We start from the raw sequence: 15,396 nt of genomic DNA, 5'->3' as shown, positions 1-15,396 counted from the left end.
TCGTAAAGAATCTTATCGAAGTATTCCACCGTATTTGGAGGAAGTAAATCGAGCATAAAAGTTAGGAACTGTAATTGAAAATCATCAATAAACTGGATGTAAGGTACCAGGTTGAGGATAAAAAGAAGAAAAGGAAAAAGTGCCATAAAAAAACTAAAGGCAATGGCGCTTGCCCTTGTAGAAAAAGTTCCTTTAACTATTCCTCCCCAGAATAGTATCCACAAATCGTAAAGCGTTAAACCTTCTGAACCGGGAATTTTTACATTTCTTGTTTTACTCTCCCACCAATTGGAAAAGTCTTCCAGTTTAGAATTAAACGCTTTTTTTACAGGCATGCTTTATACAGCTTTTAAGCTCAGATCCATATTATGGACAGAATGAGTAAGGGACCCACTGGAAATGTAATCTACGCCACAATCGGCATACTTAGGAGCTGTTTCCAGGGTTATTCCTCCACTGGATTCTGTAAGGCATGTACCATTGATAAGTTTAACGGCTTTCCTGGTATCGTCATAGTTAAAATTATCTATCAAAATCCTGTAAACGCCTTCAGATTCAAGAATTTCTTTGATCTCTTGCAAATTACGGGCTTCCACAATTATTTTGAGATCAAGGTTCTTCTCCTTTAGATACCGCTGGGTCTTTTCAATCGCTTTTGTAATTCCTCCTGCAAAATCTATATGATTATCTTTAAGCATTATCATATCATAAAGGGCAAAGCGGTGGTTTTCACCACCTCCGATTTTTACAGCCCATTTTTCCAGCGCTCTTATTCCCGGTGTGGTTTTACGGGTATCCAGAATTTGTGTTTTGGTGCCTTTAAGTATATCCACAAATTTTGCAGTTTTCGTCGCGATAGCACTCATACGCTGCATAGAATTAAGAACCAGACGCTCTGCCTTTAAGATAGACCTGGAACTGCCTGCAACATACAAAACAATATCGCCTTTCTTGACTTTTTCCCCATCCTGAATCTCGACATCAAGAGTAAGTTCAGGGTCCACAGCATGAAAAACCCGGCGGGCAAATTCCACTCCGGCAATTACCCCTTCCTCCTTCACCAGCAATTTTGCCTTTCCGGTTGCGTCTTCGGGAATACAGGCAAGGGAGCTATGATCCCCGTCTCCAACATCTTCTCTTATCGCATTGGAAATTATTAGTTCAATTTCTTTTTCAAATTGTGTGGCTGAGATCATTTTCAATACTTATTTTTGTAAATGTAGCAAAGTCTGCGCTAAATCTACAGGATGACAATAAAATTACTTTGCATAGGAAAGACAGACAGCAAGCAGCTTCAGCAGCTAATTGATGTTTACCTGAAGCGCCTTCAGTTTTATACCAAATTTGAAATAGAAATCATCCCCGACCTCAAAAAGGTAAAGAACCTGGATGAAAATCAGCAGAAAATAAAGGAAGGTGAACTAATTCTTTCAAAAGTTCAAAATGCTGATTTTCTAGTGCTTCTCGACGAGAACGGAAAACAATTTTCTTCAGAAGGCTTTTCCGAATATATTCAGAAGCGATTAAACAGCGGACTCAAACAGCTCATTTTTGTAGTAGGCGGCCCTTACGGTTTTTCTGAAGCAGTTTACCAAAGAGCAAATTCGAAAATATCATTATCTAAAATGACGTTTTCACACCAAATGGTACGGCTCTTTTTTACCGAACAGGTCTATCGGGCTTTCACCATTCTTAAAAATGAACCTTATCACCACAAATAATTATATGAAACTAGTTTTTGCCACGCATAACCTGAATAAATTAAAGGAAATAAAAGCCTTACTACCACATCATATTTCCCTTCTTTCCCTGGGTGACATTAATTGTACGGAAGATATCGCTGAAACTGCAGATACCATAGAAGGTAACGCATTGCTTAAAGCAGAATACGTAAAGAAGACCTATGGCTACAATTGTTTCGCAGATGACACCGGCCTTGAAGTAGAAGCTCTGTCGGGGGAACCCGGTGTTTATTCTGCAAGGTATGCCGGCGAAGAAAAAGATGATGAGGCTAATATTCAAAAATTATTGCAAAACTTGGAAAAAGAGAACAACAGAAAAGCACATTTTAAGACTGTGATCGCTCTCTGCCTCGGAGAGGAAAAAAAGACCTTTACCGGAATTTGCAAAGGGAGTATACTGGAAGAGAAAAGAGGAAAACACGGTTTTGGCTACGACCCTGTTTTTAAACCTGAAGGTGAAGCACTTAGCTTTGCTGAGATGGAAATGAACAAAAAAGCCGCAATGAGCCACCGCGGAAAAGCATTTGGTAAGCTAATTTCTTTTCTGAAAGAATAAGCAAAAATATATAATGCTCAAAGCTGCAAACTATTACGTACCTTTGCAACTTATTTTAAAAATATACATGAATAAATTCGAACAATTAGGTTTAAATTCCTCTATTTTAAAAGCTGTTGAAGATATGGGCTTTGAAAGCCCTAGTGAAGTACAAGAAAAAGCAATACCAATTTTACTGCAGGACGATACAGACATGGTCGCCCTGGCTCAAACAGGAACGGGAAAAACAGCGGCCTTTGGTTTTCCGCTAATTCAGAAGATCAACGCAGACGCCAGACACACACAGGCATTAATCCTTTCACCTACACGTGAGCTATGCCTGCAGATCACCAATGAAATAAAAAACTACTCCAAATACGAAAAATCTTTAAACGCGGTAGCCATATACGGTGGCGCCAGTATTACAGATCAGGCAAGACAGATAGAACGTGGAGCTCAAATTATCGTTGCCACACCAGGAAGGATGCAGGACATGATCAACAGAAAGCTCGTTGACATTTCCAGAATAGAATATTGTGTTCTTGACGAGGCTGACGAAATGTTGAACATGGGATTCTTTGAAGATATTACGGCAATTCTATCCCATACCCCAAAGGAAAAGAACACCTGGTTATTTTCGGCAACAATGCCTAAAGAGGTGGCCACAATTGCCAAAAAATTTATGCGTTCCCCTGTAGAGATTACAGTAGGGACAAAGAACATGGGAGCCACCAATGTTTCCCACGAATATTACCTGGTAAATTCTCGCGACAGGTATGCAGCCTTAAAGCGTTTGGCAGATGCCAATCCAGATATATTTTCAGTTATTTTTTGCCGTACCAAAAGGGATACACAAAAAGTAGCTGAGAGACTAATTGAAGATGGATACAGTGCTGCTGCATTACATGGCGACTTGAGCCAAAACCAGAGAGACCTGGTAATGAAAAGCTTTAGAAGCAGACAAATCCAGATGCTTGTCGCTACAGATGTTGCCGCAAGAGGAATTGATGTTGATGACATTACCCACGTAATAAACTATCAGCTACCGGACGAAATAGAAACTTACACGCATAGAAGCGGTAGAACCGGTAGAGCCGGGAAAAGTGGAGTTTCTATGGTAATCATTTCCAAAAGTGAGCTTAGAAAAATAAAAAGTATTGAGCGGATCATTGGTCAATCTTTTGAGCAAAAAGATATTCCTGACGGAATGGAAATATGCCGTGTTCAGCTTTTTCATCTCGCAAATGATATAAAAGGCACAAAAATAAATCCGGAGATTGAGCCTTACCTGCCTAGCATTACTGAGGTTCTTCAGGATTTCTCCAAAGAAGAGCTTATCAAGAAAGTATTTTCAGTGGAATTTACGAGGTTCTTTAACTACTATAAAAATGCTCCCGACCTTAGTTCAAAAAATTCCGGAAGCGTAGCTTCTTCAGATACCAATTCCACACGCTATTTTATAAACGTTGGTGCTAAAGATGACTTTGACTGGATGAGTCTCAAGGACTTCCTGAAAGAAACTTTAGATCTTGGCAGGGACGATGTTTATAAAGTGGATGTTAAAGACAGTTTTTCCTTTTTTAATACCGATGCAGCCCATACAAATAAAGTACTGGAGACATTCAGTGAATTTAAACGCGACGGGAGACATGTAAATGTAGAAGTAACCACAGACTCCGGAAAAGGAAACCGCGGTGGTGGGAAAAGAAATTTTTCTGATAAAAAGAAGCGTTCCTTTAAATCAAATTCTGACGGAGGTTCACGTAGAAGATCTGGTGGAGACTCCAATTCTAAAGGGAGAAGCAGGGGGAAAAAAGCCGGTAGCCGAAATAAAAACATCGAGAGCTCCATAAAAAGAAGACGTTCTAAAAACTAATTTCAGAGAAAAAAAGAAATTCTGGCATTGTTTTTTATAGGTATTTTATATTTTAGGCCACGATCGTTATGAAAAGGAATTTCCTACTTTTAATCCTGTTCTTTATAAGTTATTGCGGTTTTTCGCAGGATATGGTGAATGGTGTGGTTATGAATGCCGCTGACGACAGACCTATAGAAAGGGTTCATATTGTCAATCTTAATCAGGTGAAAGGAACCATAACAAATGAGGAAGGTGAATTTGAACTACAGGCGACAGTTAATGATACGCTTTACTTTTCTTATCTTGGATTTAGATCAATAAAGGTTAGGGTCACAAATGACTGGCTTAAATATGGTAATGTAAAAGTGAAAATGACCGAACTGGGAATTGCTTTGGAAGAAGTAGTTCTTAGTCCGGTTACACTCACAGGCTATTTAGAAATTGATGCCAAAAATATTCCTATTTACGAAAATTACAGGTATAGTATTTCCGGACTAAATACTGGATATGAAGGCGGTGACAATTCCCCCAACGCCGTTTCAAGGGTATTGGGATCTATTTTTAATCCTGCCGATGTTCTTCACAATATTTTTGGCCAGCGCCCAAAGCAGATGCGCAAACTGAGAAAGATGAAGGAAGAAGAGGAAATAAGACAGCTTCTTCAAAATAAATATGACAGGGAAACACTTACCGCCCTTCTTCAGGTAGAAAAAGCAGAGATCAATGAGATCCTGTTAAGGTGCAACTATTCTGAAGACTTTATGAAAACGGCCAATGATCTACAAATTCTGGATGCAATAAGCGGGTGTTACGAAGAATTTAAAGTACTTCAAAAAAGATGAAAATTGGACTATTTCATACTGTATAAATAAAAAGATAGAAGAAGATTTATTCAGCGATGAATTTTTAATGCAGTTTAAAGGTATATAAGAGCAGCTGGTTTTGCACGGCAATGGGAAAGTAACTATTCTTATGCCATTAAGAGCTGGAAGAAATACTGGGAAAATCTTACCGTAATCTTTGAGTTTCCTCTGGAAATAAGAAAATTATTTATACCAGGTACCTTATTGAGAATCTTAGCAGTAGTGAAATCTGTAAATTTGACTTTAAGGGAAGCCACTAAATGTCGATCCCCGTTAGGCATTAGGGATTGTTTTAAACCAGTTCCTAGCAAAAAAGGGTCAGACTTTAAAAAATCCAACCCCTTTATTCAAACTTGAAACACTTCTCGAAATAGTGTCAGATAATTACTCTTTCACTTTTTTAAATGCAGACTTTATAAAAGAGTCGTTTTTCATCTGTTCCTTCTGTGCAAAGCCTGCAGGATGCGCCTTACCTAAATCTGGTTTTCTTCCCTGCGGTACTCCTTTTTCAAAAGTGAAGTTTCCTTTTCCGTCTATAGATTTTCCTTCGCTCCATCTTCCGTGGGCTTTAGAATCACCACTTATATGGGTGGAAATAAAATTGTAATTGAAATTCTGATTTTCTTCTTCCTGTGGGAAGCTGTTAGGGATTGGATGATTACCCTCTACTCCTCCTAATTCTTCCAGCACTGCCAACCATTGATTCTGGTGCATCGTGTCCCTGGCAATTAGGAAAGAGAGCATATCTTTCATTCCCTTATCATCGGTAGATTTCCATAATCTTGTAGCGAGGACTCTTCCTGCCGATTCTGCCATAACATTGGCATACATATCAGCCGCCAGGTTTCCTGTTCCAACCACCCAGGAACCGCTAAAAGGCACTCCGTTGCTATCTACAGCCATTGCAGCCATTCCGCTGGAAAGTATATGCCTGGCACTTGCACCACCCATTATTTGCTCCATGAAAGGATCTTTGGCAGCTTCATCTTTTACATCGTTGGTTGCTCCTTCAAGGTTTAGCGCCACTGCGGTGGCCAAAAGTTCAATATGCGCCATTTCCTCTGTTCCTGTTTCCATGAGCATATCCCTGTACTTTTCTGGTCCCCTTGCTCCCCAGGCCTGGAAAAGGTACTGCAGGCATACCTTCATTTCGCCCTCAATCCCGCCAATCGCCTGCTGTAACATCTTTGCAAATTGTGGGTTCGGCTTGTCAACTTTTACGTCATACTGTAATTTTCCGTCGTGATAAAACATAATTAAATAAATTTAGAAGGGTTAATAATTATTTGAAGTTAAAGAAAATGCTTACTGCAGGTCGTTAAGCACATACTAAACATATGTTACAGTATCGATAAACTGTAGCATAGAAATCCTGTCGTTATACCGAGGGAGGGATTATTTGCAAAAAAATTATTCTTAAATAGGCTAACAAAAGGTGAAGAATTCTTGGAAATAACCAAGACAGCTATCTTTTACTCCTCCGGACATTAAAAATTTTAAAACGACTTTTGGGAGTGGCGGGAATACGATTCATACTGATTTTCAGATCCTGTTCCGGAACATCATAATCGATTTCCTTTACCAGAAAATTCACCGCTGCACAAGTAATTTGGATAGTGATCCACTCCCCTGCACACCTATGGTTTTGGTGATGGTCTCCACCTCCCTGGGGAATAAAGTTATATGCACTACCTTCCCAATCTTTAAATCTTTCAGCGTAAAAAGCAGCAGGATTTACCCATGTTCTTTTATCGTGGTTGGTGGCATAAATATCCAGCAGGACCCTCGTTCCCTTCGGAAACTTCTCGTCCTTCCATTCGAAATCTTCTTTAACCTGGGCAGCCACAAACGGAAAAAATGGATAATACCGCCTTACCTCGTGCACAAACAATAAATCCAATCCTTCGTCAGCCTTCAGCCGTTTTTTGTACTGTGGATGCTCATGTAAAGCCAAAGCAGAAAATGTGATATAACGGGCAATAGCTACAATGGGTCTTAGGATGTTTAAAACCTCTACCGCAACTATTTTTTCCGGCAGAAGTTTTCCTTTTTCATCGCGAAATAAACTGAAGGTTTCCAATATGGAAGAATTTTCTCCTGGTACTTGCTTTTTACTCCTAATTTCCTTTACAAATCCTATTATCCATTTTTCAGCTTTTTTTCTCGCTATGCGGCCTCGGTAGTGATCCACTCCAACTGCCCCGGCAGATCGTATTATTCTTGAAAGTTGTTTTGAACGTAGTTTTTCCTCTCCTTCCTTTAACGGAACTCCGGCCCAATTACAGGCTGCCATACATAATATTTTCTCCACTTGGTCAAAAAGAACAAGTTCTTCTGCATCCATCCATTCTGGAAGCTGGTTTTGCCATAGTTGAAGAAAATTTTCTTTTATACGATCTACGGCTTCTTTCCCCATAAACTGCATAAACATATGTTTTCTCTTGCGATGGGCTTCCCCATCTGTACCCTGTACGCCGCCCTCTCCAAAAAGCGTCTTCTGAAATCGCTTTGGTGTAGCACCCTTTCTCTGAAATTTACTTTGATCGTAAAAAATTTCTGCAGCTTCCACGCCTCTTAACACCAATGTCTTTTTGAAGAGAAGACGCGTCTTGATGATGTCTTTATTCTCTTTTTCAAACTTTTCTTTAAAGTAAGGATATCCTTTAAACACAATTCCGAAGGTACTTTCCATAAGGACGATTTTTAAAACTCTGAAACAGAATTTTCTATCTATTTAAGTTACCTAAAAAACTAGCTAACATGGAAAGTCTTTGCGGACTTAAGACAGATTTAACCTTTTTAAAAATGATATGTTCTGGAAAAAAAGATGAGAACCAAATTGTTCAGAGTTTTCTGAAATCGCACATCAACTTTACTGCTATAAACTGAAGTTTCATTAGTTACTCTCAGCATTTCCCTGCTTACCTTCAGAAAGGTTCATTTTGAAACTTTCGGTGTTCATCAACTTATCCCAAAATGTAAAATAGAGTCCGTAATTTGTCTGAAATTCTTCATGATGATAATGATGGTGGGTGGCGCCAATAAAAAGTTTCCCAAATTTACTATTCTGAAAAGATTCAGGATAAATTTCAATATCCAGGTGATTAATCACGCTGCTCACCGTCATTAACAACAAATAAGTTCCTAGGACAAAAAGATGAACAGGAATAATAAGGAGAATAAGCGGCAAAATTAATGCCTCCAGCAAAGTTTCCCATGGATGGAACGAAAAAGCAGTCCATGGCGTGGGCGTAAGGCTGTCATGATGCACTTTATGCACCTTTTTAAAGATTTTGGGGTGATGCATCCACCGGTGCACCCAGTAATAATACGTTTCATGAATAAAAAGGATTGCCAGAAGGCTGACCGGAAGATACCAGTAACCAAATTCAGCTATATCCAGATAAATTGCCGTAAAGCCATTTTGCCAAAGCCAGTAGGTCCATGCCCCGAAAATGGCAAATATCGCCGAGGATAAAATGCTCCAGCCAATTTCCTTTTTTAGCTGACCTTTTCTCAGTTTCCTTCGGCTTAAAACTCTTCGCTTATATTTGGAAGATTTCCACACATAATAATAGTAATAGAAAATTCCTGCGGCCAGAAAATACCTGAAAAGTACGGCACAAAAAAGAATTAAAATACATAAAAGAAATCCGGATGGCTGATTTATGTCGATCATTTACGATATAACTTTAGCTCTAAAGTACCCAAGTTAATAGAAAAATTCAGGTAAATATTTGTTGATAAGAATTATAACATTTTTTTATCGAAAAAGGGATATGCCCAGTCGGGATAACTGAATAAAGGATGAAATTCGATTTATTTATCTTCCTGATCATTGTCTTTCTTTGATGAGAGAAAATACTTAGGGCTCACTCCGTATTTTTCTTTAAATATTTTAGAAAAATAGCTCCGGTTATTAAGACCAATCAGATTAACAATTTCTGAAATATTGTGTTCTGAATTGCCCAGCATCTCTTTGGAAGCATCAAGTTTTACCTGTTGCACATATTTGTTTACCGTAAGCCCATATAAATGTTTAAATCCCGCCTGAAGTTTATTTACGTTTGTCCCCACTTCCTTAGCCAAATGTTCTACAGAATAATTTTCACTCAGGTTATCACTTATTAGGCGGGCTGCCTTTTCCACCTTTTCAATATCAGATCGTCTAAGAATCTGCGGCAGGTCTACTTCCTGATTGTCATCTTTATACTGCTGGATTTGCAGTGTAAGCATCTCAAAAAGTTTTGCTTCAAGATAAATTGAACGTAAAAAACCTTCCACTACTTTATTGTTTATTTCCTCTACAATATCTGCTGATTTTATACTGTAATTTCCATGATAGAAAAATTTTTTTTCGGCCACAGAATCTTCAAATAATTGCTTTAATTCTGGGGGAAGACCGTTAAAATGATGATTATTACGCCGACTGAAAATTTCCCTAATAATTTCAATACTGGTAACATGCACACTTGTATTGGCTTTAAATTTGAGACGATGACCATTCATGCCGCTACTGGAGACAATCACATTTTGGTAAGTTTTGATGGTATGCACGTCATCATCTTCTATAAAACCATGTTCTGCCGTTCCTTCAGAACAAAAGATGAATTTAAGAGGATGTGTTTCATTAATTGTAAATGAAATCTCATAATCACGAAGGAACTCGCAATCATATTCAATAACCCCAAGGCCGGTATCAAAGGTCGCCCCTCTTATAAACCCCTCTCCCAGCTCCTCAGGTAATTCCACAGTAAGCTCCCCACTCTCATCATGGACTGCTACTTCCCATTGCCTCGCAATGTCCTTAATTATATCGTCTACCGGCAAAGCCTTTACCGAAATTCCCATAGTATCTTTTTAAAATTTATTAATCTATTAAATTGGGACAGAATGACCTATCGTAATCTACCTGTAAATAGACCTTTTAAGCCACGCTTTTTCTTTCGCTGAAGAATTCCAAATTTTCAGATACAGAATAAGAAAAATTAGGATTAATAAAAGCTAAAATTGTGTTATTAATTACACAAATAGGTCGTAAAACGGTAAACCGAACGGGTAAAATGCATCAATTTTGCTACAGTAGTAATCTTGGCACAAAGCCAAACTATAATGCTTTTTGAATGACATATATTTATCTCTTAGGTGCTCTTGAAATTCTTTTCGTTTTGGTCGTGGCCTATTCTCTTGTTAGAAGAATGAAGAATATCAAAAGAGATAGAAGACCAGAAAAAACTACTCGCTTTTCCTTACGAAACCTTAATATTTTCTCCAAACGTGACTTTTTTTCCTTCAGAAATAATGGGGACAGCGTGAAAAGTTAATTCAGTTCTTTGCTGAAGTGAATATTATTCCTCAGAATAGCAAATAACCTAATCTTCCGTTGTTACAGCACCTAGGGTCGATATTTGCCAAATTTAAGTCTACACTTTAGATTTTGCCTTTATCAATAAGAGATCTCACCCACAATTTGAGAAATACTTCTTCAAGATTCTTCGGAAAAAAACCGGAAGCTGAAAATGGCAATTATGTCGCTACGATTTGTTAATTGAACATCTTCAGAACAAGTTTTTCAGAAAAAACTGGATAATTTCTGGTTAAACTGAAGAATTCCTTTCCATTTTTTAAACTGAAGTAAGAAAATTCAAACACTACTTCAGGTAAATTCAGAATAAAAAAACCGGAAGCTGAAAACGGCAATTATCGCCCCTCAGTTTCCGGTAATATGCAATTTCAGAATATATTCTTCAGCAAAACAACCACTAAAAAATCCTGAATCTATAAAATATAATCTGTGTTAACAAAATTCGATTCTTTACTCGCAAGTAACTCCTGCAGGATATTGTTGTTGTAAGGATTGTCCTTAGAAGCCACAAAGGTCCTTATGGAGAACGACCTTAAAGCATCGTGAACGCTTAGCGTACCAACAGCCGAATCTTTTCTTCCCGTAAACGGAAAAACATCTGGCCCTCTCTGGCAGGAGCTATTTAGGTTTACCCTGCATACAAGATTTACCAAAGTATCGATTAGCGGTGCAATTTGCTCAATATCTTTCCCGAAGAGGCTTACCTGCTGGCCGTAATTTGAGTCGGCAATCTCATCAAGTAACTCTTCAATAGAATTGAATGGTTTTATGGGGATTACAGGCCCAAATTGTTCTTCCTGGTATACGCGCATATCCTGCGTCACGGGATAAAGCACCGCCGGAAAAATATAATTTTCGGAAATTTGTCCTCCTTTAGCATTCAATATTTCAGCGCCTTTTTCTTTCGCATCGGTAATTAACTCCTGAATATACTGAGGTTTATCTGGCTCCGGCAGCGGAGTTAACTGCACTTTTTCTTCCCATGGGTTTCCGAATTTTAGCTCATCTACCCTTTTAGCAAAACGCTTGTTAAATTCTTCGCGGATATCTTCGTGAACATGAATAATTTTCAGGGCCGTACAGCGTTGACCATTAAAAGACAAAGTCCCGGAAATACATTCTGAAATTGCCAAATCCAGGTCTGCATCTGGAAGAATAATAGCAGGGTTTTTAGCTTCAAGGCCAAGAACGAGCCGCAACCTGTTCTTGTAAGGATGCTGGTCCTGCAAGGCTATAGCAGATTTGCTGTTTCCAATTAAGGCCAGCACGTCTATTCTACCCGATTTCATTATTGGGGCGGCCACTTCCCTTCCCCTTCCGTAGATAATATTCACCACTCCAGCGGGAAAGCTGCTTCTAAAAGCTTCCAGTAACGGAGATAAAAGAAGAACCCCATGTTTTGCAGGTTTAAAAATAACCGTGTTGCCCATAATTAATGCAGGAATTAATAAGGCAAAGGTTTCGTTTAAAGGATAATTGTATGGCCCAAGGCACAAAACAACTCCTAATGGGCCACGTCTTATATGCGCATTTACATTATCACGCTTCGAAAATTTGGCACTATCACGGTCCAGTTGCTTATAGTCTTCTATCGTATCGTAAATATATTCTACGGTACGGTCAAATTCTTTTTCTGAATCTGGCAAAGATTTCCCAATCTCCCACATCAGCAATTTTACTACCTTCTCGCGTTGGGTCTTCATCTGCTCAACAAACTTTTCCATACACTTAATCCTGAAAGCTACTTTGGAAGTTGGCCAGGTGCCTTTCCCTTTGTCAAAAGCTTTACAGGCATGTTCCAGTACTTCTAAAGCCGTGGCTTCGTCCATGTGCGGTACTGTTCCCAGCAAAGTCTTGCTATATTCTGATGTTGAAGAGATAGTAGAGTATACTTCATCTTTTTTGCCGTTCCATGGCTTAAGCTCCCCATTCCCCAAATAGGTTTCCTGATGTAAAAGCTCGCTGATTTGAGAATAATTTGAATTACTCATAATTCGATGATTGGTTTGAAATAAAATTATATAATTTCTGTTAATAATACCCGTGCAAGAGAAAGTATATTGCGCATTCGGCAAAAAAAATATTCCAAATCAAACATCTCTATTTAAATTGTCTTAATAATTACAACTTTCGGGAAGTATAGCTGATCTTATTTTGCTTTAGCTGATGAAAAGCAATTGTAGAAATATATTGGCAACCGGCTTTTTTATTTATCATCGTAATGAAATCTACATTGAATTATAGTACATCTTTGGTCAAATCGCTTTTTTCCAGACACTTTAAAAACCAGCCTATGTTCTCCTGTTATTCTTCTTGACCAAAATCCTTTTAATCCGTGCTTTAGTAGTTCAGGTTTTCCCAAACCTTTAAAGGGATTTTCTTTAATAGACTTTATCAGTTCTTTTATTTTCACTGCGGTATTATAGTGCGCCCATGAGCGCTTTGGCAAAATCGATAAGCCGGTTGGCTATTCCTCCCTGGTTCATAATTTGCCCCGCAAGGATAAAGAGCGGAATGGCCAGAAGAGAAAAACTATCCAGGCCGGTAGCCATTCGCTGGGCCACAGTAGTAAAAGCAGCTAAAGAATCTATAGATACCAGGATTGTAAGGATACATGAAATACCAATAGACTAGGCCACCGGGACCCCTATTGCCAAAAGGACAACAAAGGATAGAACAAGAATTAAAACCTCTGACATCATACCAAATATTTTTTCGAATAAATTATTTCATTCACTTTGTAGTAAATAACCAAAATACCGCTTATAGGCACCACGAGGTACACAAAAGAAAGAGGCAAATTTAGAGCTGCTGAATACTGGCCGAGCAGGTAGTTGACATAAACCAGATTCCCCCCGCCTATTACTAATACTGTTAAACTGAACAGGATAATTAAAACGTTAATTCCTATGCGTAACCTCACCCTGTTGACCGGATTTAATTTTGGCGGTAAAATATCAATCGCCAGATGTGTTTGCTGCCCCGCAGCGTATGCTGCCCCTAAAATACCAATCCAAATAAACAGAAACCGGGATAACTCTTCTGTAAAAGAACTTGCTGAATTTAGGAGGTAGCGGGAAAGCACCTCCCGCAATAAAACGATCATACATAGAGTAAGTAAGGTTAATCTCGTTTTTCTTAAATAGTTCCGGAATTAAAAAATGTTGGCGAAGCTCATTTGTTGTATATCGTTTTACATCTTCCGGATGATGTGCGTATCTGAATTCTGAGTTTGTCATAATTTATTAGTTTTTTGGTTAGTTTAAGTTGTTAAAAAAATCGATAAACCTCCTTAAGACAGAATATTACAGATCATGAAAAATCCTGAAGGCTACTTTTTCATATTAAGGAATTACCTGCACATTTCCAAAATATTGTAATTGACCGCACCGACTCCTAATGCTGAAATTTTCTTCTGAAAACGTTACTTCTATCTTAGTAAAATCTGCTGAAATAGTGGCTTTTTTTTCGGCTGCCTGCTTCTTTATTCGACATTTGAATTTGAATTTGAATTTGAATTTGAAACCAACTCCACTTCACCTAAAGTTACCACTAAAGGATTCCTGTTTATCTCCACCTGTCTTTGCAATTGCCTATCCCATTCTTCAGCAGAAGAAATATTCCCGCTTTTTTCCCAGGCGAAACCTGCATAATATTCCAGCGTATCTGCTGCACTGGCCAGGACCAGTAAATGGCTTTGATCTGGCGCGTCGGAAATCTTTACAAATGCAGAATCCAAATTTTCCGGATTAATTACTATTCCCTGTCCCACATAAGCATCATCTATCTTTTCCCAATGCCGTACCCACTGCCCATCACCTCCAATTTTAGTTTCCCCTGCATTTTGGTGCAGTGTAATTCCCACAGCATAATTTGGCACTTCTTTATCTGTTTTAAAGCTTATTTGAAATTTGGAGAAATTGGAGCCAAGATCCAGGGAAATCCGCTTGGTTTCACTAATTTCATATTTGCTCCAAGGGCCGTAATCCAGTTCAAAAACCGTACGCAGAGGGCCTTTGGCAATGGTCCTGTGATTTGTGAAATTTTGGGAAACCAGAAGGCTATCATTCTCCCAAACTCCTATTCCCCCGGTGCCGCGACTTTGTCCTACATGATAAGGATCATAACCCTCTCCATGATCCTCATGATAATATCCGGGACTTTTCAGGTTATGTTCATACCATTTATTAATAACGGGTTTTTCTGTCCTCTTAAGCCAAATGTCAATCCCGCTGGACATAGTACTTCCCGGCACCCCCTCCATTGCCTCCCGCTGGCCTGAAGGACCATAAGTGCGAAATGCCACTTTATCGTTTTCCCACGCATAATCATCGAGCCGTTCAGGAACAAAGCGGGAAAAAGCAATAGCATTGTTTTCAGGAACATTTAGTGTACTTTCATTTACTATCAGGTATTTTAAAGTGGAGTTAGCATCGATATTTGCCAAAAACAGCATCTCATCTAATTCTCCATCCTGATCATTATCTATCCACTGATTTCGAATAACCTCCCCATCGGATTCCTTTACAACACGAATGTTTTCTTTCGGTACGTCTTCCAACATTCCCTGAAGATCTTCGATATTAATGGCAACTATTTCATTTCGGAAAAAATTCAGCTCATTTTTCACCTCAAAAGTGAGCACCTTTTCAGAAGAATCGGCTTTTTTGCAATTAGTGAAGAGTAAAAATGAAAAAACGAGTCCTAAATAACGAAATCCTGTCAATATTTTCATATATAAACTGTTTTTGGCCTAATTGAAAGGTGAAAACTCTCATTTAAGACTTATTGTAATTAATATTGATCATATTTAATATTTACTGTCTACTCGTTTCCTTCCACCGCAAAATGGTATTTTCCACTTTTGGAATTTTTACATTAACCTGGATTATAAATTGACTTAAAAGTTGTTGGTTATTATCTTTAGCTAGATGAAATGAAAACCGAAACATTACACCTTAGGATTTAAACAAAAAGCAAAAGTGGAATGGGTTTACTAGAAGAAGACATTCTTATTTAGGAAAACAAAACTA

Annotated in this window: 13 protein-coding genes and 3 pseudogenes; 5 read left to right on the top strand and 11 right to left on the bottom strand. The window is 38.5% G+C overall.

Translation table 11 applies throughout. The features are described from left to right. Together RM529_RS12925 and nadC are read right to left on the bottom strand one after the other, a co-directional pair. Positions 1-335 (bottom strand): annotated as a pseudogene (locus tag RM529_RS12925) (YhjD/YihY/BrkB family envelope integrity protein); the annotation flags it as partial. A gap of 3 nt (positions 336-338) precedes the next feature. After that, positions 339-1,196, bottom strand: coding sequence for a carboxylating nicotinate-nucleotide diphosphorylase (gene nadC, locus RM529_RS12920; protein ID WP_311485196.1), 858 nt, complete (start codon positions 1,194-1,196; stop codon positions 339-341). A 51-nt stretch (positions 1,197-1,247) separates the two neighbouring features. Between nadC and rlmH the strand changes: the two genes are divergently transcribed. The 5 genes and pseudogenes from rlmH to RM529_RS18145 all read left to right on the top strand — a co-directional run. Continuing rightward, complete coding sequence (gene rlmH, locus RM529_RS12915; RefSeq protein WP_311485195.1) at positions 1,248-1,721, top strand: 23S rRNA (pseudouridine(1915)-N(3))-methyltransferase RlmH; 474 nt, start codon at positions 1,248-1,250, stop codon at positions 1,719-1,721. 4 nt (positions 1,722-1,725) lie between these two features. Then, complete coding sequence (locus tag RM529_RS12910) at positions 1,726-2,298, top strand: non-canonical purine NTP diphosphatase (protein WP_311485194.1); 573 nt, start codon at positions 1,726-1,728, stop codon at positions 2,296-2,298. Positions 2,299-2,365: 67 nt separating this feature from the next. Then, a complete protein-coding gene (locus tag RM529_RS12905) occupies positions 2,366-4,153 on the top strand; it encodes a DEAD/DEAH box helicase (RefSeq protein ID WP_311485193.1) in 1,788 nt (595 codons plus the stop codon). 68 nt (positions 4,154-4,221) lie between these two features. Next, complete coding sequence (locus tag RM529_RS12900) at positions 4,222-4,977, top strand: carboxypeptidase-like regulatory domain-containing protein (RefSeq protein ID WP_311485192.1); 756 nt, start codon at positions 4,222-4,224, stop codon at positions 4,975-4,977. Between the two features lie 99 nt (positions 4,978-5,076). Further along, positions 5,077-5,305 (top strand): annotated as a pseudogene (locus RM529_RS18145) (IS256 family transposase); the annotation flags it as partial. 77 nt (positions 5,306-5,382) lie between these two features. On the opposite strand, the gene RM529_RS12895 reads toward RM529_RS18145, so the two are convergent. The 9 genes and pseudogenes from RM529_RS12895 to RM529_RS12855 form a co-directional block, all read right to left on the bottom strand. Next, complete coding sequence (locus tag RM529_RS12895; RefSeq protein WP_311485191.1) at positions 5,383-6,252, bottom strand: manganese catalase family protein; 870 nt, start codon at positions 6,250-6,252, stop codon at positions 5,383-5,385. Positions 6,253-6,463: 211 nt separating this feature from the next. After that, positions 6,464-7,690 (bottom strand): cytochrome P450, encoded by a 1,227-nt coding sequence (locus RM529_RS12890; protein ID WP_311485190.1) that lies wholly within the window; start codon positions 7,688-7,690, stop codon positions 6,464-6,466. Between the two features lie 204 nt (positions 7,691-7,894). Further along, positions 7,895-8,677, bottom strand: a complete 783-nt coding sequence (locus RM529_RS12885) for a sterol desaturase family protein (protein WP_311485189.1) — start codon at positions 8,675-8,677, stop codon at positions 7,895-7,897. 140 nt (positions 8,678-8,817) lie between these two features. Further along, complete coding sequence (locus tag RM529_RS12880) at positions 8,818-9,849, bottom strand: helix-turn-helix domain-containing protein (protein WP_311485188.1); 1,032 nt, start codon at positions 9,847-9,849, stop codon at positions 8,818-8,820. 927 nt (positions 9,850-10,776) lie between these two features. After that, positions 10,777-12,354 (bottom strand): NADP-dependent glyceraldehyde-3-phosphate dehydrogenase, encoded by a 1,578-nt coding sequence (locus RM529_RS12875; RefSeq protein WP_311485187.1) that lies wholly within the window; start codon positions 12,352-12,354, stop codon positions 10,777-10,779. Positions 12,355-12,569: 215 nt separating this feature from the next. Continuing rightward, positions 12,570-12,776, bottom strand: a complete 207-nt coding sequence (locus RM529_RS12870; RefSeq protein WP_311485186.1) for a Txe/YoeB family addiction module toxin — start codon at positions 12,774-12,776, stop codon at positions 12,570-12,572. Positions 12,777-12,786: 10 nt separating this feature from the next. Continuing rightward, positions 12,787-12,990, bottom strand: a pseudogene (locus RM529_RS12865) (TRAP transporter large permease subunit); the annotation flags it as partial. Positions 12,991-13,061: 71 nt separating this feature from the next. Further along, complete coding sequence (locus RM529_RS12860; protein WP_311485185.1) at positions 13,062-13,469, bottom strand: TRAP transporter small permease; 408 nt, start codon at positions 13,467-13,469, stop codon at positions 13,062-13,064. 378 nt (positions 13,470-13,847) lie between these two features. Then, on the bottom strand, positions 13,848-15,098 hold the full coding sequence (locus tag RM529_RS12855; RefSeq protein WP_311485184.1) for a BT3233 family polysaccharide utilization protein: 1,251 nt from the start codon (positions 15,096-15,098) through the stop codon (positions 13,848-13,850). Positions 15,099-15,396 lie beyond the last annotated feature (298 nt).

This window comes from Autumnicola edwardsiae, from assembly GCF_031846505.1.
In the GTDB taxonomy this organism is placed as follows: domain Bacteria; phylum Bacteroidota; class Bacteroidia; order Flavobacteriales; family Flavobacteriaceae; genus Autumnicola; species Autumnicola edwardsiae.
This window is presented reverse-complemented; position numbering and strand designations above follow the sequence as displayed.

What these genes read in the sequence shown, in the direction of transcription:
- RM529_RS12880 (WP_311485188.1), bottom strand. Translation starts at nt 9,849, where the DNA reads ATGGGAATTTCGGTAAAGGCTTTGCCGGTAGACGATATAATTAAGGAC.
- nadC (WP_311485196.1), bottom strand. Translation starts at nt 1,196, where the DNA reads ATGATCTCAGCCACACAATTTGAAAAAGAAATTGAACTAATAATTTCC.
- RM529_RS12875 (WP_311485187.1), bottom strand. Translation starts at nt 12,354, where the DNA reads ATGAGTAATTCAAATTATTCTCAAATCAGCGAGCTTTTACATCAGGAA.
- RM529_RS12910 (WP_311485194.1), top strand. Translation starts at nt 1,726, where the DNA reads ATGAAACTAGTTTTTGCCACGCATAACCTGAATAAATTAAAGGAAATA.
- rlmH (WP_311485195.1), top strand. Translation starts at nt 1,248, where the DNA reads ATGACAATAAAATTACTTTGCATAGGAAAGACAGACAGCAAGCAGCTT.
- RM529_RS12860 (WP_311485185.1), bottom strand. Translation starts at nt 13,469, where the DNA reads ATGATCGTTTTATTGCGGGAGGTGCTTTCCCGCTACCTCCTAAATTCA.
- RM529_RS12905 (WP_311485193.1), top strand. Translation starts at nt 2,366, where the DNA reads ATGAATAAATTCGAACAATTAGGTTTAAATTCCTCTATTTTAAAAGCT.
- RM529_RS12890 (WP_311485190.1), bottom strand. Translation starts at nt 7,690, where the DNA reads ATGGAAAGTACCTTCGGAATTGTGTTTAAAGGATATCCTTACTTTAAA.
- RM529_RS12855 (WP_311485184.1), bottom strand. Translation starts at nt 15,098, where the DNA reads ATGAAAATATTGACAGGATTTCGTTATTTAGGACTCGTTTTTTCATTT.
- RM529_RS12885 (WP_311485189.1), bottom strand. Translation starts at nt 8,677, where the DNA reads ATGATCGACATAAATCAGCCATCCGGATTTCTTTTATGTATTTTAATT.
- RM529_RS12900 (WP_311485192.1), top strand. Translation starts at nt 4,222, where the DNA reads ATGAAAAGGAATTTCCTACTTTTAATCCTGTTCTTTATAAGTTATTGC.
- RM529_RS12895 (WP_311485191.1), bottom strand. Translation starts at nt 6,252, where the DNA reads ATGTTTTATCACGACGGAAAATTACAGTATGACGTAAAAGTTGACAAG.